This window comes from Paracoccus sp. (in: a-proteobacteria) (assembly GCF_030604785.1).
Classification (GTDB): Bacteria; Pseudomonadota; Alphaproteobacteria; order Rhodobacterales; family Rhodobacteraceae; genus Paracoccus.
Map to the genome: position 1 here is coordinate 1 of NZ_JAUVVF010000047.1, position 21,070 is coordinate 21,070.

Consider the following 21,070-nt stretch of genomic DNA (forward strand, 5'->3'; position numbering starts at 1 on the left):
TCGTGTTCTTCGTGGACAGATAGACCGGGTATTTCCGCATCAGGCCGTAATTCAGCGAGGCGCGGGCGAAATCGCGGATCGAATCGTCCAGGTTGTACATCGCCATGGCGACACCGGCCGAGGGCGATTGGAACACCTCATGCTCGATCGTCTCGCCATCCTCGCCGACGAATTTGATCGTCAGCTTGCCCTTGCCCGGGAAGCGGAAATCGGTGGCGCGATACTGGTCGCCAAAGGCGTGGCGGCCGACGACGATGGGCTGGGTCCAGCCCGGCACCAGACGCGGCACGTTCTTGCAGATGATCGGCTCGCGGAAGATCACGCCGCCCAGGATGTTGCGGATCGTCCCGTTGGGCGAGCGCCACATCTTCTTGAGGCCGAATTCCTCGACGCGCTGCTCGTCCGGGGTGATGGTGGCGCATTTCACGCCGACGCCGTAGCGCTTGATCGCCTCGGCGGCGTCCACGGTGATCTGGTCATCGGTGCGGTCACGCTCCTCGATGCCCAGGTCGTAATATTTCAGGTCGATGTCCAGATAGGGGAGGATCAGCTTCTGCTTGATGAAGTCCCAGATGATCCGGGTCATTTCATCGCCGTCGAGCTCGACGACGGGGTTTTCGACCTTGATCTTCGACATGGCAGCCCCCTAGGCGTTGGATTCGATTACGGGGGCTATAGCCAGAAAGTCCGGGTTTGGAAAGCCGGTATGCCGTGGTATGCTAGAGCGCGCGGGCGTCAGCCGAAATGCATGACCAGCCGCCGGTCCAGCCAATCCCAAAGCGGCGCCGAGGCCAGCCGGACGGCCGGCCCGACCCGTCCGCGCACCTGATCCAGCGTGACGCTGTATTCGCGCCAACCGACACCGCCAGAGGCCAGGTTCTGAAAAGCAGGCTGAAACCGGTCCAAACCCTTGGCAAAGACGGCCTCGGCCGTCTGGGCGGCCTCGAATTCCTGCCACAACGCCATCAGCGCCTCTCCCTGGGCGGCGGGCAGCAAGCCAAACAGCCGGCGCGCGGCGCGTTCCTCGGCCGCTCGCCGTTCGGGCGCGCCATGCGCCGCGCCGCCCTCCGAATGCAGCGGCACATCGCCGACATCGATCTCGACCAGATCATGGATCAGCGCCATCCGGATCACGCGCCCGATCTCCAGCGATGGGGCGAGGGGCGCCAGCGCCAGCGCATAAAGCGCCAGATGCCAGCTATGCTCGGCCGTGTTCTCGCGCCGGCTGCCATCGACCAGACGGTTCGCGCGCCGGACCGATTTCAGCCGGTCCGCCTCTGCCAGAAAGGCCAGCCGCCGCGCCAGATCGCCCTGCCCGATCTCGCGCCCCGCCAGCATGTGACGGGCGGCCTCCACGGCCTCGGGCCATTCCACGGCCAGCCGCGCCGCGCGCCCATGGTCCAGATTATCGCGCACGATCCCGACATGATCGGCCAAGGGGCGCGCTGCCTGCAGTACCTGGAACATCGGCTGCACATGGTCCATGCGCTTGGCCATCCGCGCATCGGCACTGCCGGCGGCCTCGAATTCCGACCATAGCCCGTGCAGAACCGCGCCGCCATCCAGCAGACCGAAGAGCCGCTCCGCCGCCCGCGCCTCCGCCTCCGCCACGCGCGCGGCATCATGGGCCAGATGGATCGGATGATCGCCCGTATCGATCTCGACAAGGTCATGCAGCAGGATCATCGCCAGCGCGCGGTCGCTGGCCCCGAAGACCAGCCCGTAAAGCGCGACGTGCCAGCTGTGCTCGGCGCTGTTCTCGGGCCGCGACAGATCCATCAGCACATTCGCGCGATCGACCGATTTCAGCCGGTCCGCCTCGCGCAGAAACGCCATCGCTCCGTCCAGCACGGCCCTGTCCTTTGCCTTGGTCCAAATATCCCGGGGTCCGGGGCAGAGCCCCGGCGCCCTCGTCTCAGCGCGTCGATTCGGTCAGGCGGCGCCGCACATAGGATTGCACCAGATCGATCATCGGCTTCATGTGGGTCTCGTCGTCGCGGAAGAAGTGATCCGCGCCCTCGATCTCCTCATGAGTGATCGTGATCCCCTTCTGCTCGCGCAGCTTCGAGACTAGGTTCTGCGTGTCCTTGGGCGGCGCAACCCGGTCGGCCGTGCCGTTCACGATCAGCCCCGACGAGGGGCACGGCGCGAGGAAGCTGAAATCATACATGTTCGCCGGGGGCGCCACGCTGATGAAGCCGGTGATCTCGGGGCGGCGCATCAGAAGCTGCATCCCGATCCAGGCACCGAAGCTGAAACCCGCCACCCAGCAATGCTTGGAATTGGGGTTCATGGCCTGCAGGTAATCCAGCGCCGAGGCTGCATCCGACAGCTCGCCGATGCCCTGGTCGAATTCGCCCTGGCTGCGGCCCACGCCCCGGAAGTTGAAGCGCATGACCGTGAAGCCCAGCCGGTGGAAGGCGTAATGCAGGTTGTAGACGACCCGGTTGTTCATCGTGCCGCCATATTGGGGATGCGGGTGCAGGACGATGGCGATGGGGGCGTCGGGCTTGCCGGGCTGGGGGTGGTAACGGCCTTCGAGGCGGCCTTCGGGGCCGGGGAAAATCAGCTCTGGCATGGTCTTCCTTTACAGGGCGGTCCGGGTTTCTTGACGCATCGGCGCGGGGCTTCTAGACGGGTGCCTTGGGCAAGCCTGCGGCCAGCACGAGAAACCTTTGAGGCCGGGCATAGCGCGCCTTAGCCAAGCGCGTCAACACGGGCGGGCAGGAATGCCGTCCCGAGGCGACAGCGCCAGCCAAACCGGGAGGACGGGATGAAACTTTCGACAAAGGGCCGTTACGCGATCATCGCGCTGGTCGATCTGGCCATCGCGAAAAGCGACGAACTGACCTCGCTGTCCGAGATCTCGCGACGCCAGGACATCTCGCTGCCCTATCTCGAACAGCTTTTCGTGCGCCTGCGCCGGGCGGGGCTTGTGGCATCGGTGCGGGGTCCGGGCGGCGGCTACCGGCTGGCCCGCGCGCCCGAGACGATCCGCGTGGCCGAGATCCTCGAAGCCGTGGACGAGACGGTCAGCGCCATGCATGTCGGCGCGGGCGCGTCGGGGGGCGTGTCGGGCTCGCGCGCGCAGACGCTGTCGAACCGGCTGTGGGAAAGCCTCTCGGCGCATGTCTATGTGTTCCTGCACAACCACACTCTGGCCGATGTGGCGAAGAACCAGCTTCTGCCCTGCCCCGCCTTGCCGCAGATCCTGAAGGTCGTGGACGAATAAGGGCCTTCGCCCGTGGGCGGGGCGTCAGACGCCCTGCGCGCGGCTCACGCGCTGGTTGTACACGAAGCCGCTGATCGCATAGGTGCGGCCCAAGGTGCCCGGCACGCTTTCGACGCGGACCATCGACCAGTCATTGCGCGGCGAGACATCCACGACGCGCTGGCGCAGCGTCACGCGGTTGCGTTCCCAGTTCGCATGGTCGATGCGGATCTCGCGCCCGGTCACCACTTCGGACACGACGGCCAGATGGCCGACGCGCAGGCCGCGCCCGGCCGAGAACACCATCACCGCGCCGACCTGCGGTTCCTTGCCGCGCGCATAGACGCCGTGCGCGGCGTTCCACCATGTCCCGGCATTGCCGCGCAGGTCGATCCCGCTCAGATCCCGCGCAAAGGGAACGCACCAGACGCGCTGGCCCTGTGCCCGCTTGGCGGCGGCCTGGCTGATGGCCATTTCCTGACGGTGGGGCAGCAGGCTCATGCTCTGGCCCGCATAGGCGCCCGGGGCGGAACTGCCGGTCTGAGGGCTGGCGCAGGCGGCCACACCAAGCAGAAGCATCACGGCCAGGGCGGCGCGCAGGGCGGAAATCCGGGTCTTGATGGGCGTCATTTGTGGCGCTTGTTCTTTGTCGGGATCACTGTCGCCGCGACCTTGGCCCGAGGGGGTGCCATTCGCCAAGCCCGGCCTGAAGTGATGCGCGGCTTTCCGCCAATACCCAAATATCAAGGGAACTTTTCCGCCGATCACGCCGAGGACCGCATCATGACAGGCTTGACGCAGCGACTAAGGACCCGCGCCTAGACCGGTTCCGCTTGGGGAAACAGCTCGAAGACGCGCTGTTTGGGGCGGCACAGCACCGCCCCATGGGCGGCCAGAACCACGGGACGCTCGATCAGGATCGGATGCGCGGCCATCGCGGCGATCAGATCATCTTCGGAGAGTGCCGGATCGGCCAGACCCAGTTCGGCAAAGGGGGTGCCCTTGCGGCGGATCAGGCCCCGTGCGTCCAGACCCAGCCGCGCCAGCACATCGCGCAATTCCGACTCGAACGGGGGATCGGCGATGTAGTCGCGCACCACCGGCGCAAGCCCCGCATCGCGCAGCACCCCCAGCACCCAACGCGAGGTCGAACAGGTCTGCTTGTGCCAGATCACCGGATTGCCCATGCGGGCGACCTATCCCGTCGCGTCGGGAATGGGAAGCGCGCTCGAGGCCTTGATCTCCTCCATCGACAGCAGCGCGGTGACGTTGTGGATCTTCACCTCGCCGATCAGCGACTGGTAGAAGCGGTCATAGGCGCGGGCATTCCTGACCTGCACCTTGAGGATATAGTCGATGTCGCCCGCCAGCCGGTGCGCCTCGACGACCTCGGGCCGCTCGCGCAGCGCGCGCAGAAAACGGGCAGCCCAGTTCTTGTCATGCTCGCTGGTGCGGATCAGGACGAAGAAGCAGGCCTCCAACCCCAACGCCTCGGGGTCGAGGATGGCGACCTGCCGCCGGATCACGCCCGCCTCGCGCAGCTTGCGGATTCGGTTCCAGACCGGGGTCTTGGACGCCCCCACACGGTCCGCGATCTGGTCCAGCGACAGGCTGGCATCCTGTTGCAGCAGGGACAGGATTTTGCGGTCCACGTCATCCAGCCGGACGGGCGTTTGGCCTGAGGCCGCTTCTGGGGAAACCGGTTCCGGCATGATGACGCTCGCGCTGTGTTCGTCCTTATTTCGCGCGACCACTCGCAAGAATCCAGAACAAAATTCTATATAGAGGGCAGCAATCACGAGGTCCGCATCATGAGCAAAGCCTTCACCCCGACGGCCGCCCGACCCGGTGTCATCACCGCCAATGACCTGCGCGAAGGGCATAACGTCTGGATGTGCGAGGACGGATGGACCCCGGACCCCGCTCGCGCCACGATCTACGAGGACGAGGCGATCGCGGAGCTGGCGCTGCTCAAGGCGATCGGTCAGGCCGATCGCGTCGTCGGCCCCTATCTGGTCGAGGCCCGTCGCGGCCCGAACGGTCCCGAGCCGGTGCATTTCCGCGAGGCCTTCCGCCAGCGCGGCCCCTCGAACTATTTCCACGGCATTCAGGCGAAGGATACCGCTCATGTTTGACGTCCGCCCCGTCGAAACCGAATATGTGCGCCACCGAGCGGCCGAGTTCCGCGCCCAGGTCGAACGACGGCTGGACGGCAGCCTGACGGAAGAGGAATTCCGCCCCCTGCGCCTGATGAACGGCGTCTATCTGCAGCTGCACGCCTACATGCTGCGGGTCGCGATCCCCTATGGCACGATCAGCCCCGACCAGATGCGCACCCTCGCCCATCTGGCCGAAACCTATGACAAGGGCTATGGCCACTGGACCACCCGCCAGAACATCCAGTTCAACTGGCCCAAGCTGGTGGACATCCCCGACATGCTGGACGCGCTGGCCGAGGTCGGGATGCACGCCATCCAGACCAGCGGCAACACGATCCGCAACGTCACCACCGACGCCTTCGCAGGCGCCGCCTTTGACGAGTTCGCCGACCCCCGCCCCTATGCGGAACTGCTGCGCAGCTGGTCCACCGATCACGCCGAGTTCCAGTTCCTGCCACGCAAGTTCAAGATCGCCATTTCCAGCGGCGCCAAGGACCGCGCCGTGATCGCCGCCCATGACATCGGCCTGCGCCTGATCGAGCGTGACGGCAAGACCGGCTTCGAGGTCTGGATCGGCGGCGGTCTGGGCCGCACCCCCCTGCTGGGTCAGGTCGTCCGCGACTTCCTGCCCGAGGAGGACCTGCTGCCTTACGTCGAGGCGATCATCGCGACCTACAACCTGTCGGGCCGCCGCGACAACAAGTACAAGGCCCGCATCAAGATCACTGTGATGGAGCGCGGCCTCGACACCATGCGCGCCGAGATCGAGGAGGAGTTCAAGGCCCGCCGCCGCGACTTCCACGGCGCCGACCGCGAGGCGCTGGCGATCTTCAAGGACCGCTTCCGCGCCCCGACCTTCCGCAACGCCCCCGTGGACGGCTACGAGGCCGAGCGTCAGGCGAACCCCGCCTTCCGCAGCTGGACCGACACCAACCTGCACCCGCACCGCGTGGACGGCTATGCCAGCGTCGTCGTGACCTTCAAGGCGCCCGGCCAAACGCCCGGCGACGCCTCGGCCGCGCAGATGCGCCTGCTGGCCGATCTCGCCGAGAAATACGGCCACCACGACCTGCGCGTGATGCACGACCAGAACGTGGCGCTGCCGCATGTCCACAAGTCCGACCTGCCGGCGCTCTATGCCGCGCTGAAAGAGGCCGGGCTGGCCACGGCCAATGCGGGCCTGACCAGCGACATCATCGCCTGCCCCGGCATGGACTATTGCGCGCTGGCTACCGCCCGCTCGATCCCCATCGCCGAGGAGATCGCGGGCCATTTCCGCGCCGCCGGCCTCGAAGAAGAGATCGGCAACCTGAACATCCGCATCTCGGGCTGCATCAACGCCTGCGGGCATCACCATCTGGGCCATATCGGCATCCTCGGCCTCGACCGGGCGGGGGTCGAGAACTACCAGATCACGCTCGGCGGCGACGCCTATGACATCCCCGCCATCGGCGAGCGTGCGGGCGCGGGCTTTCCGGCCGAAGAGGTGGTGCCGGCCATCGACCGCCTGCTGCGCGCCTATCTGGAGGTCCGCGAGGACGCCTCGGAACGCTTCATCGACGCCTATCGCAGGCTCGGCCCCGCGCCGTTCAAGGCGGCGCTTTACCCGGCGCAGGCCGATGCTTGACGGCAATCTCGACACGCGCGCCGCGCGGCTGAACGACCGCTATCGCCACCATGCGGCGATCGAGGTCCTGCGCCGCGCGGTGACCGACTCCGATCTGGGGCGTGTCGCGCTGGTCTCGTCCTTCGGGGCGGAATCGGTGGTGCTGCTGCACATGGTCAGCGTCGTGGCGCCGGGGCTGCCGGTCCTCTTCATCGACACGCAGATGCTGTTCCCCGAGACGCTGGAGTACCAGCGCGAGGTGGCGGCCAAGCTGGGCCTGACCAACGTCCAGGTCATCACGGCCAGCGAGGCCGAGATCGCGGCGCACGACCCGAACGGCACGCTGCACAAGGTGAACCCGGACGCCTGCTGCGACTTCCGCAAGACGGTGCCGCTGGAGCGGGTGCTGTCGGGCTATGACGCCTGGATCACGGGCCGCAAGCGGTTCCAGAACGGTCAGCGCGCGGCGCTGGAGTTCTTCGAGCCCGAGCGTCCGGCGCGGCTGCGCGTCAACCCCCTGGCGCATTGGCGCCCCGAGGACGTGCAGGATTACATGATCGAGAACCGTCTGCCCCGGCATCCGCTGGTCGCGCAGGGCTACCCTTCGATCGGCTGCGCGCCCTGCACATCGCCCGTGGCTCCGGGCGAAGACCCGCGTTCGGGCCGCTGGCGCGGTCAGGAGAAATCCGAATGCGGCATCCACTTCATTGGCGGGCGCATGGTCCGCGGAAAGGTCTCGGCATGAGCGAGCAGTTGAACAGCCAGCCCGTCCTGGCCCGCGATGACGGTTTCCATCCGATCGAGGATCAGCCCGCGCTGATCCTGGCGCCCGACACGGCCCCGGCCTCGCTGGCCGATCATCTGGACCAGCCGCTGATCGGCATCGCCTTTCCCGCCTTCAATGACGGGCGCGGCTTTTCGCTGGCGCGGCGCCTGCGCGAACTGGGCTACAAGGGCCGCCTGCGCGCGACGGGCCGGCTGATCGCCGATCAATATGCCATGGCCCGCCGCGTGGGCTTTGACGAGGTCGAGGTCGCCCCCGACATCGCCGCCCGCCAGCCCGAGGCCCAGTGGCTGGCGCGCGCCGACTGGAAGGCCTGGGACCATCGGGCGCAGCTTGCGGGCTGAGACTTTCGCCCCGCCGCCCCATCGACTAGAAGACACGAAGGAATTCACCATGACGCTGGACCTGCCCGTGACCCAAGCCGCACCCGAGGCCGCCTCGAAGAAGACGCTTCCCGATGCACAGACCGTCACTGCGGTGAGGCACTGGACCGACAGCCTGTTCTCGTTCCGCGTGACGCGGCCGGCGAGCCTGCGCTTCCGGTCGGGCGAATTCGTGATGATCGGCCTGCCCGACGATAACGGCAAGCCTATCCTGCGCGCCTATTCCATCGCCTCGCCCAATTGGGATGACGAACTGGAATTCTATTCCATCAAGGTTCCGGACGGGCCGCTGACCTCGCGCCTGCAGCACATCCAGCCGGGCGACCAGATCATCCTGCGCCCCAAACCCGTCGGCACGCTGGTGCTCGACGCGCTCTTGCCTGGCAAGCGGCTGTGGTTCCTGGCCACCGGCACCGGCATCGCGCCCTTTGCCAGCCTGATGCGTGACCCCGAGACCTATGAGCGGTTCGAGCAGGTCATCATGATGCATACCTGCCGCACCGCGGACGAGCTGAATTACGGTCGCGAGCTGGTCGAGAACCTGCGCCACGACCCCCTGCTGACCGAGATCTATGGCGACGGCTTCGCGGAACGGCTGCTGTATTACCCGACCACGACGCGCGAGGAATCGCCGCTGATGGGGCGTATCACGGACAACCTGTCCTCGGGCAAGGTGCTGGCCGATCTGGGCCTGCCGCCGATCGACCCGGCCGAGGACCGCGCGATGATCTGCGGCAGCCTGGCCTTCAACGTCGATGTGAAGGCGGTGCTGGAGGGTTTCGGCATGAACGAGGGGGCGAATTCCGATCCGCGCGAATTCGTGGTCGAGAAAGCCTTCGTGGGCGAAGGCGTCTGATCGGACCGGGTTCAAGGGGCGCTGCCCCTCGGCCCCTGCGGGGCCTCACCCCGGGATATTTTGGCAACGAAGAAGAGGCAGGGCCGAGGCTCTGCCCCTTCTGCTTGGCTCAGAAGAAGGCCTGAAGCCCGGTGATCGCGCGGCCGAGGATCAGGGCGTGGACGTCATGCGTGCCTTCGTAGGTGTTCACGGTTTCCAGGTTTGCCATGTGGCGCATGACCTGGTATTCCTCGGAGATGCCGTTGCCGCCATGCATGTCACGGGCCAGCCGCGCGATGTCTAGGGCCTTGCCGCAATTGTTGCGCTTGATGATCGAGATCATCTCGGGGGCCGCATCGCCTTCGTCCAGGAGGCGGCCGACGCGCAGCGAGGCCTGCAGGCCAAGCGCGATGTCGGTCAGCATGTTGGCCAGTTTAAGCTGGTGCAGCTGGGTCTGGGCCAGCGGCTTGCCGAATTGATGGCGGTCGAGCCCGTATTGACGGGCGGCGTGCATGCAGAATTCGGCCGCGCCCATCACGCCCCAGCTGATGCCGTAGCGCGCGCGGTTGAGGCAGCCGAAGGGGCCTTTGAGCCCCTCGACATTGGGCAGCAGGGCGTCATCGGGGACCTCGACGCCGTCCATCACGATCTCGCCGGTGATCGAGGCGCGCAGCGACAGCTTGCCGCCGATCTTGGGCGCTGACAGGCCAGGCATGCCCTTGTCGAGGATGAAGCCGCGGATCTTGCCGCCATGCGCCTCGGATTTGGCCCAGACGACGAAGACATCCGCGATGGGCGCGTTCGAGATCCACATTTTCGATCCCGAGATCCGGTAGCCGTCGGCGGTCTTCTTGGCCACCGTCTTCATTCCCGCCGGGTCCGATCCGGCATCGGGTTCGGTCAGCCCGAAGCAGCCGATCCATTCGCCCGAGGCGAGTTTCGGCAGGTATTTCAGGCGCTGTTCCTCGCTGCCATAGGCGTAGATCGGATACATCACCAGCGAGGATTGCACCGACATCATGCTGCGATAGCCGCTGTCCACGCGCTCGACCTCGCGTGCGATCAGGCCATAGGCCACGTAAGAGGCGCCGATGCCGCCATATTCCTCGGGGATGGTAACGCCCAGCAATCCCATCTCGCCCATCTCGCGGAAGATGGCGGGATCGGTCGTCTCGTCGCGATAGGCGGCGATGATGCGGGGTTGCAGCTTGTCCTGGGCATAGGCGCGGGCTGCGTCGCGCAGCATCCGCTCTTCCTCGGTCAGCTGGTCGGACAGGCGGAACGGGTCTTCCCAGTCGAAGCGCGCCAGATCCGGGCGGTCCTTGGACTTGAGTTGTTGCAGCATGTCCGGTCCTCCTCGATGGTCTGGAAAAGGATTAGGGCGCTTGCGGCGGCGGCGCAATGGCGCGCGAGGTCCCGCCTTCACGGGCCGGTCACGCTGAATTGGGGAACCGATTTCCTAAAGGGCTGTTAAACCGCCAAGAATATGTCCCGCAAGGTAGGAGAGTTCCCATGCGACGGATCATCCACAACACAACGGCCGTTGCGGCCTGCCTTTCGCTGCTGGTGCCGCAGCTTGCCATGGCCGAATGGCGGCTGCCCGATGCCGAGGCGGCGACCCGCGCCGAGCTGCACGCCGATACGCGCCCCGAAGACGCCGCAGCCCTGGCCGCAGAACGCGAGGCGGGCCTCGAGGCGGACGACCTGACCTGCGCCGACGGCACCGAGCGGCCCTGTGCCGAAGGGGTCGCGCTGGTGACGCCGGGAGGTCTTGAGGTCGCGCTTTCGGAAAGCGGCCAGATCGTGCTGGCCGAGGGCGACGATTTCTACGGCTCGCCTCAGGACGGGGCCGATCTGAACGCCGAGGTTGAAGCCGAGACCGAAGAGCCGGTGACCGAGGCCGAAGCGGAACCTGCGCCTGAGCCTGAGCCGGAGGCCGAAGCTGTGGCCGAACCTGAACCCGTGGCGGAGCCCGAGCCTCAGCCCGAGCCCGAGGCGGAGCCTGCGCCCGCGGAAGCGGACGAGCCGGTCGACAGCGCCGAAGCCGCCGGCACCCTGGGCGAGGCGCTGAGCCGCATCACCGGCACCGAGGCAGGCGAGCTGCCCAGCCGCGACGAGCTGGCCGATGCCCTGACCGAGACGGCGCGCGAGCAAGAGGAAAACGTGACCGATCTGGCGCAATCGCTGGCTCAGTCGCTTGGCGTCCAGCAGCAGGGCGATGACAGCGTCCGCCTTGCCACCGGTCAGATCCAGCGCGACCGGGCCGAGGTTCTGCCCGGCCTTGCCCGCGTGCTGAACGAAGAGGTCGAGGCGGGGCTGACCGTCTCGTCGCTGACCTGCATCGGCGGCGGTGCCGCGCCTTGCGACGGCCGCGCGCAGACGCCCCGTGGCGTGGTGGTCGAGACGAATGACCAGGGCGAATACCGCCTCGCCCCGGCCAACGCACAGATGTATCGCGTGCAGGACGGCGAGATGGTCCTGCGCGCCGCCGAGGAAGGCAGCGAAGTGACCGAGGCCGCGCGTGAGGCTGCCGAGGCTGCCGCGCCCAGCACCGCCTCGGCGCTGGAAGCCGCCGAGGGCAGCGGCGAGGTGACCGAACAGCAGGTGACCGAGGAGACCGCACGGTCCTCGTCCGAGGATTTCCAGACCAACCTGCGCGACGCCCTGTCGGGTCAGGCCACGCAATCGGGCGGTTCGAGTCGTGACAACGATCTGGCGCGCGCGCTGCTGTTGGGTCTGGGCGCGGTTGCCGTCGGCTCGGTTCTGGCCAACAACCGTCAGGTCGCGCTGAGCGCGCCCGACCGGGTCGTCGTGACGCGCCCCGATGGCAGCCAGGAGGTCATCCGCGACGACGTAGCGCTGCTGCGTCAGCCCGGCTCGACCGTGACGACCGAGAATTTCGATGACGGCTCGTCGCGCACCATCGTCACCCGCGCCGATGGCAGCCGGGTCGTCACGATCCGCGACGCGAACCTGCAGGTGCTGCGCCGCACGCTGATCTCGGCCGATGGCACGACGACGCGGCTGATCGACGAATCCGATGTGCAGCCGGTCGATCTGGCCACCCTGCCCGCCCCTGCGCCGGTGCCGTCGCAGACCGGCCTGAACGAGGAAGAGCTGCGCGCCGCCCTGCAGCGCGAGGCGAATGTGGACCGGCGCTTCACCCTGTCGCAGATCCGCAACATCCCCGAGGTGCGGGCGCTGGTCGCCCCGGTCAATATCGACGCGATCACGTTCGACACGGGCTCGGCCGCGATCCGGCCCGATCAGGCGCAGCAGCTTGCCACGCTTGGCCGGATCATCCAGGAACAGGTCCGCGCCAATCCGCGCGAGATCTTCCTGATCGAGGGTCACACCGACACGGTCGGCTCCGAGGCCTATAACCTGGCCCTGTCCGACCGACGCGCGGAATCCGTGGCGCTGGCGCTGGCGGAATACTTTGACGTGCCGCCGGAAAACATGGTCACGCAGGGTTACGGCGAACGCTTCCTGTTGATCCGCGCCGAGGGCGATATCCGCGAGAACCGCCGCGCCTCGGTCCGGCGCATCACGGACCTGCTGGCGCAGTAAGCGGCGCCATGGACGACAAGGCCCCGCCTCGGCTGACACATTCCGGCCCTTAGGACACCGCCCGCCCCGTGAAACGGGGCGGGCTTTCTACATTTTCCTTTACCCTGCAAGCCGGCTCCAGATCGGCGTGCCGTAGAGCAGCCACGGTTTGTAGAGGACCCTGTGAAGGTCCGGTGCCTTGCAGGGTGTCGCACTTCCGGCTCGGCCCTGAAGTCCAAGCCGCATCGCCGGGGTCTGCTTGATTGACACGCGCTTTCTCTGCTTCGGGATCGTGATCCGGTCGGACGAGCCTGGGACGCGCTTGGCCACTGTTCCTGGCGGCACTGCTTGGGTGGCGTCGTTTTCGTTCAGCTCCGAGACGTAGGAGCGCGGGTCGAACCAGTTGTAGTAGATGCGGTAGATGTTGAGCACGGCGATCAAGACCCGCGGGTTGTAGGCAGCGCCGCTGACGAAGCTGGGTCCGCTTCGCGTTGATCTGCCGCCAGCGCGCCCGGCGAAGGCAAGGCGCGTGCGAAGCGCATTGAAGAACGTGCTGGTGGGTTGAAGCGTCGCTCGAAGGACGCGGCGCGCCAGGGCTGCGCGAAGATCTGGCTCGGTCGGATCAGCATCGAACGGAAGCGGACGCAGGCGCGAACGATATCGGGGCGAAAGGATCGGGAACTCCACGATCTTCTGTGTCTCGCCAGCGATCTCGGCCGGCGATTTGATCCATAGCTGAGGGAACGCACGCGACTCGAAGGTAGCACCGTGCGCTGGCCCGCATTCCCGCCGCGCGTGCTGGATATCGCAGGCGTCATGCTGTGCTCGATGAAGAGTTCGAGCATTTCCCAGTCGGACACAACCTGGCCCGTGTAGGAATGCCGGAACTGCTCGAAGTTGCTGCGGAACACGCCCACCCGGTGCTGAACCTTTGGCTTCGTCGCCTCCTTGTCAAAGGCGATGGCCAGCCACTCGAAGCGGTCCGCAAGAATCTCGTCGCGGAAGATGTGCGGCACGGTTCGGGCGATGAGAGCTTCCTGTTCCGACACCAGGGTCATCTTCCCCGCAGGAAGCATCTCCTTCAGCAGCGCGAGATGCGCCGCCTTTGTATAGGCGTCGCGCGCCATGATGCCGGTGAAGGTGTTTCGGCTATCGCGCCGCTGCTCGGACAGCCCGAACCAGCCCTCCCCGACGAGTTCACCCGCGTCGGCGACCCACCGTGCTTCCGTTACAGCCTGCTGGACATCCGGCGGCAGGGCGGCCCTGCCGAAGGCGTCCTCCGCCTGCACCGCGAACAGGCGCAGGCTCGACTGGCAGGCACCGAAGAACGCGGCCTCGTCGAAGCGCCCCGTTGGGCGCTGGTAATGCAGGAGCGGAGCGACGAAGCGCTGTGTCGCGTTCTGATACTGCCCGTGCAGGTTCATCGGGTTCCGGTTTGCATCGAGGTAGGCGTCCTTGAATACTGCGACCGGATCGACGCGAGGGTCGAAATCTACATCGAGGCGGAAGACATACCCACTCTCGATGTCCGTCGAGGCCGTGCAGTTCAGGGCGGTGATGCGCCGATCAGCGGAAGTTTCCCAGTTGATGCCGAGCACGATGTCATCGTGCGCCACGCGCGTGCGACGGAACACGCCTCTGCGCTCCAGGTTCTTCCGCCAGTTCCCGAGTTGGGCCCGCTCGAACGCAAGAAGTGTCCGCTCCAACCAGAAGATCCGGTCGTAGATCCTGGACATGCCGGCGCGCTCGCCGGTTCTGGGGCAGGTCAGGACCCGCTGGATGCTGTTGATCGACGCTCCGTTCACCGGCATCTTCAGGATCTTGATGTTGTCCTCTCGATCGCGCTGTTCCTGGTGATCCTTCGAGACGGTGAAGCGAGCGCCTTTTCGGCCCTTGCACGGCTTGTGTATCACGCGAATCCCGAGCGGACGCGCGGTCTTCGGGTCCTTCCCGTTGGCTCCGTTCAGAGCAAACTCCTCTGCTGCGTCGAAATATCGTCTTCCACATGCCCCGCATCTGGGACCATCGAGCGCACCATCGTTGTCCCTGAGTCGCTCGACTTCATCCAGAAAATGCTGGTTGGAATAGAGGGTAAAACCGACCTTGCACTGGGCACCGCCCTGATCGTGGCGACATACCAGCCGACGGCCATCGCTCCAGACCGCAGGTGCGTTGTGAAAGTTCAGCGCAGTCGAGATGCGCTCTTCGTCCTTCACGGATGACATCGTGTAGAAGCCCAGTCCTGCTGCAATTCTAGGGTCTTTTTGTCCCGCCGCTTTGCGCCGGGCAACTGCACCCCTACCTACAAACTGGTCATACATTGGATCAGGCGAAACGCCGAAGTTGCCGCAGTCTGGATCGCCGCAGGTGTTGAGGTTGATTTCCTTTCGTTCTTCGGGATAAAGTTGAGAGACAGTGAGCTTCGGCAGAGTCTGGACCTGCAAGTTGCCTAGCGTCTTGATCATTGCGTAGCTCCATAGGTTGGCCGTCATCGCCAGCTACGAAGCGGAATAATCCGAAATCCCGAAAAAAGTGTTTCCAGGCGCAGCTGCGCGCCACCTCTCGCGCAAGTTGTGCCGGAGCGGCCTCCATAATGCCGTTAAACAACAAGGGCCTGCCGGATCATCTCCGGCAGGCCCCCTGCGTCATGTCCTAAAGGACGGAATGTGTCACGCCTCGGCGGGGCCTTTTTCGTTCAGGCGCTGATCGCGTCGTCCATCGTCAGGAACCCGCCCGACTGACGCTGCCAGAGCCGCGCGTAAAGCCCGCCCTGGGCCAGCAATTCGGCATGGCTGCCCTGCTCGATGATGCGGCCCTGATCCATCACGATCAGCCGGTCCATTGCCGCGATGGTCGACAGCCGGTGCGCGATGGCGATGACCGTCTTCCCGTGCATCAGCGTTTCCAGCCGGGACTGGATCGCCGCCTCGACCTCGCTGTCCAGCGCGCTGGTCGCCTCGTCCAGGATCAGGATCGGGGCGTCCTTCAGCGCGACCCGCGCGATGGCGATCCGCTGGCGCTGGCCGCCCGACAGCTTGACCCCGCGTTCGCCGACATGCGCGTCCAGCCCGCGCCGGCCATGGCTGTCCGACAGCGAGGGCACGAAGCCGTCCGCCTCGGCCATGCGAAGGGCCTGCGCGATCTGGTCGTCGGTCGCATCCGGGCGGCCATAGGCGATGTTCTCGCGGACCGAGCGGTGCAGAAGCGAGCTGTCCTGCGTCACCACCCCGATGGCCGCGCGCAGGCTGTCCTGCGTCACGCGCGACACGTCCTGACCGTCTATGGTGATGCGCCCGGATTCGATGTCGTGAAAGCGCAAGAGCAGGTTGATCAGCGTGGACTTGCCCGCGCCCGACCGGCCGACAAGGCCGACACGCTCGCCCGGGCGAATATCCAGCGTCAGGTTGTCCAGCACCGGCATCGGCCGCCCGCCCTGCGGGCCGTGATAGCGGAAGGTCACGTCATCGAAGCGCACCGCCCCCGGCCCCGGCACCAGAGGCCGCGCATCGGGCGCATCGCGCACCTCGCGCGGCAGGGCCAGGCTGGAGATGCCGTCGCGGACCGTGCCGATATTCTCGAAAAGCGCGGCGAATTCCCAGATGATCCAGTGCGACATGTTGTTCAGCCGCATCGCCAGCGGAACGGCGATGGCGACGGCCCCCACCGCGATCATGTCCTGCGACCAGAGCCACAGCCCCAGCCCCGCCACCGAGGCCAGCAGCGTCACGTTCAGCACGTTCAGCGTGATGTCCTGAATGGCCGACAGGCGCATCTGACGATGGACGGTGCCCAGGAACCGGTCCATCCCCTCGTGCATCCAGCGTTCCTCGCGGTCGGAATGCGAGAACAGCTTGACGGTCGCGATGTTGGTGTAGCTGTCCACGATGCGTCCGGTCATGGCGCTGCGGGCATCGGCCTGCTGTTCGGCCACACGGCCGAGGCGCGGCACGATCTGCCACAGAAGGATGCCGTAGCCGATCACCCACAGCACGAAGGGCAGCGCCAGCCGCCAATCCTGGCTGGCCGCCAGGGCCAGCGCGCCCAGGAAGTAGATCAGCACATAGCTGCCCACATCCATGATCTTCATCGCGACCTCGCGCACGGCCAGTGCGGTCTGCATCAGCCGCTGCGCGATGCGGCCCGCGAACTCGTCCTGGAAATAGCCGATGGACTGGCGCAGCAGGTAGCGATGGGCCTGCCAGCGGATCCGCTGCGGGAAATTGCCCATCAGGGACTGGTGCAGGATCAGAGAGCTGAACAGGTTGAGGACCGGCATGACCAGCAGCAGCACCACCGCCATCAACGCGACGCGCGCGCCCTCCTGCGCCCAGAACTGATCGCGCGGCGTGTCCGACAGCCGGTCGATCAGTTCGCCCAGCCAGGCGAACAGCATCACCTCGATCAGGGCGATGGCCGCCGAGCCAAGCGCCAGCAGCACCAGCCAGGGCAGCGCGCCCCGGCTGTAATGCAGCACAAAGCGCCACAGGCTGCGCGGCGGCATCGCGGGCAGCTCGGCGGGATAAGGGTCAATGCGTCTTTCGAACCAGGCGAACATGGTCCTGCCTTTCCGTTGGCATGATCTGCGGTTTCGTCTTGGGCCGGGGCGCCAGTGCTGGCCCGCCCGGCGGACAGAGTCAAGCCGTCCCTGTGCAATCCGGCCGGCGCGCATCTTCGCGGGGAACATGGCGGCCGGCGGCGTGTTGGTCCCTCGACTGAACCGACAATGCCAAGGAGGCCGACATGAGCATGAACAACCTGCAGGATCTTTATCTGGACCAGCTTCAGGACCTTTACTCGGCCTGCGACCAGTCGCGCCCGGTCACGGCGGAACTGGCTCGCATCGCCAGCGACCCCGAGCTGAAGGCCGCGCTGGAAGCCGGCGCCGAGGGGATCGAGCGCGGCAAGGACATCCTGGCCGAATTGTGCCAGCGCCACAACGTCGCCCCCGATGGCGAGCATTGCAAGGGCATGGAGGGTCTTGTGACCGAGGCCCGCAAGCACGCGCTGGAGGCCGACATCGCCGATGACGACACCCGCGACGCGGCGATCATCACGCAATATCAGCGCCTGACCCATTACGCGATCGCGGGCTATGGCTGCGTTGCGGCCTTTGCCAACCGCCTGGGGCTTCAGGGAGACGCGGCGGCCCTGGCCGATTGTCTTGAGAACACCCGTGGCGGCGACGTCCACATGTCGCGCATCGCCGAGGGAGGCGTGAACAAGGCGGCCGCACAGGCCTGACGACGAGACGGCCCGGCAGATCGCTCTGCCGGGCCGTCGCTTGCCTGCGCCTGTCAGAGATTGCCGGCCGACATCTCGCGCGCGATGTGGTCGGCCTGACGGATCGCCAGCGCCACGATGGTCAGGGTCGGGTTCTCCGCCGCGCCGGTGGTGAACTGGCTGCCATCGCTGACGAACAGGTTCGGGATGTCATGCGACTGCCCCCACCGGTTCACCACGCCATCCTCGGGTCGCTCGGACATGCGGTTGGTGCCCAGGTTGTGGGTCGAGGGATAGGGCGGCGTCGGCAGCGTCCGTGTGGCCCCCATCGCCCGATAGATCGCCTGCCCCTGCTGATAGGCATGGTTGCGCATGGCGATGTCGTTCGGATGGTCGCTGAAATGCACGTTCGCGACCTTGAGGCCGAAACGGTCCTCGACATCCGACAGCGTGACGCGGTTCGTCGATTGCGGCATGTCCTCGCCGACGATCCACATTCCGGCCATGTTCTCGTACTGGTCCAGAGCGGTGGTGAATTCGCGCCCCCATGCGCCGGGATCCAGGAAGGCCGCCATGAAGGGCAGGCCCAGAGCCAGCGTCTCAAGCTCGTAGCCGCCGACGAAGCCGCGCGACGGATCGTGCCGCGCCTCGTCCTGGATAATCCCCGCCATCGTCGTGCCGCGCCACATCCGCACCGGCTTCTCGAAGATTGCATAGACCGAGCCGGTCGTGTGGCGCATGTAGTTGCGACCCACCTGACCGCTGCTGTTGGCCAAGCCATCCGGGAACATGCTGCTGGCGCTGTTCAGCAACAGGCGCGGGCTTTCGAAGCTGTTGCCCGCCAGCGCCACGATCCGCGCGGCCTGGAAATGCAGATTGCCGTCGCGGTCGAAATACTCGACCCCCGTCACGCGGCCCTGGTCGTTATGCAGGATGCGCGCGACATGGGAATGCTCGCGCACCTCCAGATTGCCGGTCGCCTCGCCGCGTGGGATGTCGGTATAGGCGGCCGACCATTTCGCGCCCCACTTGCAGCCCTGAAAGCAGAAGCCCGTCTGCTGGCAGGCGGGACGTTCGTCGTTGTCCACGCTGTTGATGGCCATGTGGCCGGTTGAGACCTCCTTATAGCCAAGTGCCTTGGCGCCCGCCTCGAAGACCTTGTAATTGTTGTTGCCGGGCAGGCCGGGGAAGCTGCCGGTGCGCGTCACGCCCAGCTTGGCCTCGGCCTTTTCATACCAGGGCGCCATCTCGGCGGCGTCGATGGGCCAGTCCAGCAGGCTGGCGCCCTCGACCGCGCCATAGGTGCTCAGCGCCTTCCACTCGTGGTCCTGAAAGCGGATCGAAGCACCCGCCCAGTGCGTCGTGGTGCCGCCCACGGCCTTGACGATCCAGGCGGGAAGCCCGCTGAAATCCTTGGCGACGCGCCAGTCGCCGCTGGTCGTGCGCGGGTCGGTCCAGGCCAGCTGGCCGAAGCTGTCCCATTCGTCGTTGATGTAATCCTCGGGGAGATAGCGGCCCCCGGCCTCCAGCGCGACGACCTTGACGCCCTGCTTGGCCAGTTCATAGGCCAGAACCCCGCCGCCCGCGCCGGTGCCAATGATGACGACCACGCTGTCGTCGGTCAGTTCGAATTTCGCAGCATTTGCCATGATCGCCCCCTTACAGCCAGTCGATGTCGTCGAAGCCGCGGTCGATGTAACCGCCCTGCGAGAAGCTCTCGCCCTCGTAGCCGAAGATCGGCCAGACCTCTTTCTGGTTGTAGAGACCCGTCACCAGCCCGCCGCGCACCGTCTGGAAGAAGGCGCTGTCCTCGATGCTGCGCAGGATGGCGACGCGCTCGGCCTCCCATCCCGCGGCTAGGTAATTGTCGAAACCCGCCTCGCGGGCCGCGGCGTCCAGCATCTCGATGCCTTCGGCGACCATCGCCTGATGATCGGCGCTGTCATAGCCCTTGATCGCGACGGCATAGAAGCGGTCGCCCACGCGGTCATGGGGATAGATGTCGCGCGCCATCTGCAACAGCGTCGCCATCTGGTGTTCGGTGATCGTCGTCACCTCGACGGCCCAGGCCGCGTCAGGGGCCGCGATGAAGCCCGCCCCCGCCACAGCCAGCGCCCCGGCCGCCGCAGCGCGCGACAGCAGCGCACGCCGGGTCAGCCCCTGTTTTCTCAACTGAGACATGGTTCCTCCTCCCTGTGTTGTAACCGCGCGACGCCCTCCCAAGCGCCGCGCGGGGCGTCATTTGTAGCGGCCCTGCCGCTGCAGGACCTCGATCTCGTATCCGTCGGGGTCCTTGATGAAGAAGAAGCGCGCGATCACCTCGCCGCCGGGCGCGAAATCGACCAGCTTGCGCGGCTCGAACCCCTCGGCGATCAGGCGGGCATGGGTCGCATCGACATCATCGACCGAAAAGGCGACATGCCCGTAGCCATCGCCCAGATTGTAGGGCTCGGTCCGGCCCTTGTTGACCGTCAGCTCAAGCTCGGTCCCGCTTTCGTCATTGGCCAGATAGATCAGCGTGAAGCTTTCAAAATCCAGCCGCTCGGCGACCTTCAGCCCGAAGCAGCGGCCGTAGAAATCGAGCGATTTCGCCTCGTCCAGAACCCGAATCATCGAGTGGATGTATTTCGCCATCAGCGCCCTCCGTTCCTTCATTCCCACAGGCTAGGCCGGGGGGCGCGGCGGCGGGTAGTATCAGGCTACTACAGGCCGTTTTTTCCGGGTCACTCGGCCGCGATCGCCGTCGGCTGCACGTGCTGCTCTTCGCCCAGATGGATCGTGCAGGCGCAGCGCAGCAGCGAGGTGAAGTTCCGGGCCTCGCCATGCAGTTCCAGCACCTCGGCGTGAAGCTTCGAGATGAAGGCCGGCGTGCTAACCCCTTCGCGTGCAGCGATGTCGTCCAGAATGCCCCAGAATGCGCGCTCCAACCGGATCGAGGTCGATTGCCCGTTCAGGCGCAGGCGACGGGTGACGGTCTCGTAACGCTCCGGATGCTGTCCGGCGAAGATCTGGCACATCAGCTTGATCTCTGGCTTGGGTCGTCGTGAAACAATCTTGCGCCACAAGCGGCCTTCGGTCAATCGCGGCGCGCCGGGATCAATGGTCGCAGAGGCAATGCAAAAGGCCGCCCGAGGGGCGGCCTTCCGGATCGTGATATCCGTTGGGGATCATCCGACCTATGCTGTCAGATCACTCAATGATCTTCGAGACGACGCCGGCGCCGACGGTGCGGCCGCCTTCGCGGATGGCGAAGCGCAGTTTCTCTTCCATCGCGATCGGGGCGATCAGCTCGACCTCGAACTTCAGGTTGTCGCCCGGCATCA

The 21,070-nt window shown here is 66.1% G+C and carries 21 protein-coding genes and 2 pseudogenes; 8 read left to right on the forward strand and 15 right to left on the reverse strand.

All coding sequences use genetic code 11. The features are described 5' to 3' along the window. The 3 genes from QAR72_RS13590 to QAR72_RS13600 all read right to left on the reverse strand — a co-directional run. The coding region (locus tag QAR72_RS13590; protein ID WP_304617921.1) for an NADP-dependent isocitrate dehydrogenase at positions 1–637 on the reverse strand (637 nt) is incomplete at its 3' end. A gap of 98 nt (positions 638–735) precedes the next feature. Beyond that, positions 736–1,851 (reverse strand): HD domain-containing protein, encoded by a 1,116-nt coding sequence (locus QAR72_RS13595; protein ID WP_331497658.1) that lies wholly within the window; start codon positions 1,849–1,851, stop codon positions 736–738. Positions 1,852–1,915: 64 nt separating this feature from the next. Next, on the reverse strand, positions 1,916–2,578 hold the full coding sequence (locus QAR72_RS13600) for an alpha/beta hydrolase (protein WP_304617922.1): 663 nt from the start codon (positions 2,576–2,578) through the stop codon (positions 1,916–1,918). Positions 2,579–2,773: 195 nt separating this feature from the next. On the opposite strand from QAR72_RS13600, the gene QAR72_RS13605 reads away from it, so the two are divergent. Beyond that, positions 2,774–3,232 carry an Rrf2 family transcriptional regulator gene (locus QAR72_RS13605; RefSeq protein ID WP_304617923.1) on the forward strand — a complete coding sequence of 153 codons (459 nt, stop codon included), beginning with the start codon at positions 2,774–2,776 and terminating at the stop codon, positions 3,230–3,232. Between the two features lie 249 nt (positions 3,233–3,481). On the opposite strand, the pseudogene QAR72_RS15675 reads toward QAR72_RS13605, so the two are convergent. The 3 genes and pseudogenes from QAR72_RS15675 to QAR72_RS13620 form a co-directional block, all read right to left on the reverse strand. Further along, positions 3,482–3,841, reverse strand: a pseudogene (locus tag QAR72_RS15675) (CHAP domain-containing protein); the annotation flags it as partial. A gap of 188 nt (positions 3,842–4,029) precedes the next feature. Beyond that, positions 4,030–4,398, reverse strand: coding sequence for an arsenate reductase (glutaredoxin) (arsC, locus tag QAR72_RS13615; RefSeq protein ID WP_304617925.1), 369 nt, complete (start codon positions 4,396–4,398; stop codon positions 4,030–4,032). A 9-nt stretch (positions 4,399–4,407) separates the two neighbouring features. Beyond that, entirely contained in the window at positions 4,408–4,923 is a 516-nt protein-coding gene (locus QAR72_RS13620) for an Lrp/AsnC family transcriptional regulator (RefSeq protein ID WP_304617926.1), read from the reverse strand. 99 nt (positions 4,924–5,022) lie between these two features. On the opposite strand from QAR72_RS13620, the gene QAR72_RS13625 reads away from it, so the two are divergent. Genes QAR72_RS13625 through QAR72_RS13645 form a run of 5 tightly spaced genes read left to right on the forward strand, consistent with a single transcriptional unit; the run spans position 5,023 to position 8,999 of the window. Beyond that, the gene (locus QAR72_RS13625) at positions 5,023–5,346 is read left to right on the forward strand and encodes a DUF2849 domain-containing protein (RefSeq protein WP_304617927.1); all 324 of its coding nucleotides are present in this window, start codon (positions 5,023–5,025) and stop codon (positions 5,344–5,346) included. Then, positions 5,339–6,997 carry a nitrite/sulfite reductase gene (locus QAR72_RS13630; RefSeq protein WP_304617928.1) on the forward strand — a complete coding sequence of 553 codons (1,659 nt, stop codon included), beginning with the start codon at positions 5,339–5,341 and terminating at the stop codon, positions 6,995–6,997. Before QAR72_RS13625 ends, QAR72_RS13630 begins: the two co-directional genes overlap by 8 nt. After that, the gene (locus QAR72_RS13635; protein ID WP_304617929.1) at positions 6,990–7,721 is read left to right on the forward strand and encodes a phosphoadenylyl-sulfate reductase; all 732 of its coding nucleotides are present in this window, start codon (positions 6,990–6,992) and stop codon (positions 7,719–7,721) included. The genes QAR72_RS13630 and QAR72_RS13635 overlap by 8 nt, the downstream gene beginning before the upstream one ends. After that, on the forward strand, positions 7,718–8,104 hold the full coding sequence (locus QAR72_RS13640; protein ID WP_304617930.1) for a DUF934 domain-containing protein: 387 nt from the start codon (positions 7,718–7,720) through the stop codon (positions 8,102–8,104). Before QAR72_RS13635 ends, QAR72_RS13640 begins: the two co-directional genes overlap by 4 nt. A 49-nt stretch (positions 8,105–8,153) precedes the next feature. Then, positions 8,154–8,999 carry a ferredoxin--NADP reductase gene (locus QAR72_RS13645; RefSeq protein WP_304617931.1) on the forward strand — a complete coding sequence of 282 codons (846 nt, stop codon included), beginning with the start codon at positions 8,154–8,156 and terminating at the stop codon, positions 8,997–8,999. 109 nt (positions 9,000–9,108) lie between these two features. On the opposite strand, the gene QAR72_RS13650 is transcribed toward QAR72_RS13645, so the two are convergent. Continuing rightward, a complete protein-coding gene (locus QAR72_RS13650; RefSeq protein ID WP_304617932.1) occupies positions 9,109–10,323 on the reverse strand; it encodes an acyl-CoA dehydrogenase in 1,215 nt (404 codons plus the stop codon). Positions 10,324–10,490: 167 nt separating this feature from the next. Here QAR72_RS13650 and QAR72_RS13655 point away from each other — a divergent pair, with 167 nt between their 5' ends. Further along, positions 10,491–12,548 (forward strand): OmpA family protein, encoded by a 2,058-nt coding sequence (locus QAR72_RS13655; protein ID WP_304617933.1) that lies wholly within the window; start codon positions 10,491–10,493, stop codon positions 12,546–12,548. A 99-nt stretch (positions 12,549–12,647) separates the two neighbouring features. Here QAR72_RS13655 and QAR72_RS13660 read toward each other — a convergent pair whose 3' ends face one another. The 3 genes from QAR72_RS13660 to QAR72_RS13670 form a co-directional block, all read right to left on the reverse strand. Continuing rightward, the gene (locus tag QAR72_RS13660) at positions 12,648–12,968 is read right to left on the reverse strand and encodes a hypothetical protein (RefSeq protein WP_304617934.1); all 321 of its coding nucleotides are present in this window, start codon (positions 12,966–12,968) and stop codon (positions 12,648–12,650) included. Then, entirely contained in the window at positions 12,965–14,992 is a 2,028-nt protein-coding gene (locus tag QAR72_RS13665; protein WP_304617935.1) for a hypothetical protein, read from the reverse strand. Before QAR72_RS13665 ends, QAR72_RS13660 begins: the two co-directional genes overlap by 4 nt. A gap of 230 nt (positions 14,993–15,222) precedes the next feature. Then, positions 15,223–17,082 (reverse strand): ABC transporter ATP-binding protein, encoded by a 1,860-nt coding sequence (locus tag QAR72_RS13670; RefSeq protein ID WP_304617936.1) that lies wholly within the window; start codon positions 17,080–17,082, stop codon positions 15,223–15,225. 185 nt (positions 17,083–17,267) lie between these two features. Here QAR72_RS13670 and QAR72_RS13675 point away from each other — a divergent pair, with 185 nt between their 5' ends. Continuing rightward, positions 17,268–17,768, forward strand: coding sequence for a YciE/YciF ferroxidase family protein (locus QAR72_RS13675; protein ID WP_304617937.1), 501 nt, complete (start codon positions 17,268–17,270; stop codon positions 17,766–17,768). A gap of 53 nt (positions 17,769–17,821) precedes the next feature. On the opposite strand, the gene QAR72_RS13680 is transcribed toward QAR72_RS13675, so the two are convergent. The 5 genes and pseudogenes from QAR72_RS13680 to tuf form a co-directional block, all read right to left on the reverse strand. Beyond that, positions 17,822–19,396, reverse strand: a complete 1,575-nt coding sequence (locus QAR72_RS13680; protein WP_304617938.1) for a GMC family oxidoreductase — start codon at positions 19,394–19,396, stop codon at positions 17,822–17,824. A gap of 10 nt (positions 19,397–19,406) precedes the next feature. After that, complete coding sequence (locus QAR72_RS13685; RefSeq protein ID WP_304617939.1) at positions 19,407–19,928, reverse strand: Twin-arginine translocation pathway signal; 522 nt, start codon at positions 19,926–19,928, stop codon at positions 19,407–19,409. A gap of 57 nt (positions 19,929–19,985) precedes the next feature. Further along, positions 19,986–20,381 carry a VOC family protein gene (locus QAR72_RS13690; protein WP_304617942.1) on the reverse strand — a complete coding sequence of 132 codons (396 nt, stop codon included), beginning with the start codon at positions 20,379–20,381 and terminating at the stop codon, positions 19,986–19,988. An 89-nt stretch (positions 20,382–20,470) separates the two neighbouring features. After that, positions 20,471–20,764 carry a ribbon-helix-helix domain-containing protein gene (locus QAR72_RS13695; RefSeq protein ID WP_304617940.1) on the reverse strand — a complete coding sequence of 98 codons (294 nt, stop codon included), beginning with the start codon at positions 20,762–20,764 and terminating at the stop codon, positions 20,471–20,473. Between the two features lie 172 nt (positions 20,765–20,936). Then, positions 20,937–21,070 (reverse strand): annotated as a pseudogene (gene tuf / locus QAR72_RS13700) (elongation factor Tu); the annotation flags it as partial.

What these genes read in the sequence shown, in the direction of transcription:
- QAR72_RS13635 (WP_304617929.1), top strand. Translation starts at nt 6,990, where the DNA reads ATGCTTGACGGCAATCTCGACACGCGCGCCGCGCGGCTGAACGACCGC.
- QAR72_RS13655 (WP_304617933.1), top strand. Translation starts at nt 10,491, where the DNA reads ATGCGACGGATCATCCACAACACAACGGCCGTTGCGGCCTGCCTTTCG.
- QAR72_RS13665 (WP_304617935.1), bottom strand. Translation starts at nt 14,992, where the DNA reads ATGATCAAGACGCTAGGCAACTTGCAGGTCCAGACTCTGCCGAAGCTC.
- QAR72_RS13645 (WP_304617931.1), top strand. Translation starts at nt 8,154, where the DNA reads ATGACGCTGGACCTGCCCGTGACCCAAGCCGCACCCGAGGCCGCCTCG.
- QAR72_RS13605 (WP_304617923.1), top strand. Translation starts at nt 2,774, where the DNA reads ATGAAACTTTCGACAAAGGGCCGTTACGCGATCATCGCGCTGGTCGAT.
- QAR72_RS13675 (WP_304617937.1), top strand. Translation starts at nt 17,268, where the DNA reads ATGAGCATGAACAACCTGCAGGATCTTTATCTGGACCAGCTTCAGGAC.
- QAR72_RS13685 (WP_304617939.1), bottom strand. Translation starts at nt 19,928, where the DNA reads ATGTCTCAGTTGAGAAAACAGGGGCTGACCCGGCGTGCGCTGCTGTCG.
- QAR72_RS13695 (WP_304617940.1), bottom strand. Translation starts at nt 20,764, where the DNA reads ATGTGCCAGATCTTCGCCGGACAGCATCCGGAGCGTTACGAGACCGTC.
- QAR72_RS13600 (WP_304617922.1), bottom strand. Translation starts at nt 2,578, where the DNA reads ATGCCAGAGCTGATTTTCCCCGGCCCCGAAGGCCGCCTCGAAGGCCGT.
- QAR72_RS13640 (WP_304617930.1), top strand. Translation starts at nt 7,718, where the DNA reads ATGAGCGAGCAGTTGAACAGCCAGCCCGTCCTGGCCCGCGATGACGGT.
- QAR72_RS13680 (WP_304617938.1), bottom strand. Translation starts at nt 19,396, where the DNA reads ATGGCAAATGCTGCGAAATTCGAACTGACCGACGACAGCGTGGTCGTC.
- QAR72_RS13690 (WP_304617942.1), bottom strand. Translation starts at nt 20,381, where the DNA reads ATGGCGAAATACATCCACTCGATGATTCGGGTTCTGGACGAGGCGAAA.
- QAR72_RS13650 (WP_304617932.1), bottom strand. Translation starts at nt 10,323, where the DNA reads ATGCTGCAACAACTCAAGTCCAAGGACCGCCCGGATCTGGCGCGCTTC.
- arsC (WP_304617925.1), bottom strand. Translation starts at nt 4,398, where the DNA reads ATGGGCAATCCGGTGATCTGGCACAAGCAGACCTGTTCGACCTCGCGT.
- QAR72_RS13630 (WP_304617928.1), top strand. Translation starts at nt 5,339, where the DNA reads ATGTTTGACGTCCGCCCCGTCGAAACCGAATATGTGCGCCACCGAGCG.
- QAR72_RS13620 (WP_304617926.1), bottom strand. Translation starts at nt 4,923, where the DNA reads ATGCCGGAACCGGTTTCCCCAGAAGCGGCCTCAGGCCAAACGCCCGTC.
- QAR72_RS13670 (WP_304617936.1), bottom strand. Translation starts at nt 17,082, where the DNA reads ATGTTCGCCTGGTTCGAAAGACGCATTGACCCTTATCCCGCCGAGCTG.
- QAR72_RS13625 (WP_304617927.1), top strand. Translation starts at nt 5,023, where the DNA reads ATGAGCAAAGCCTTCACCCCGACGGCCGCCCGACCCGGTGTCATCACC.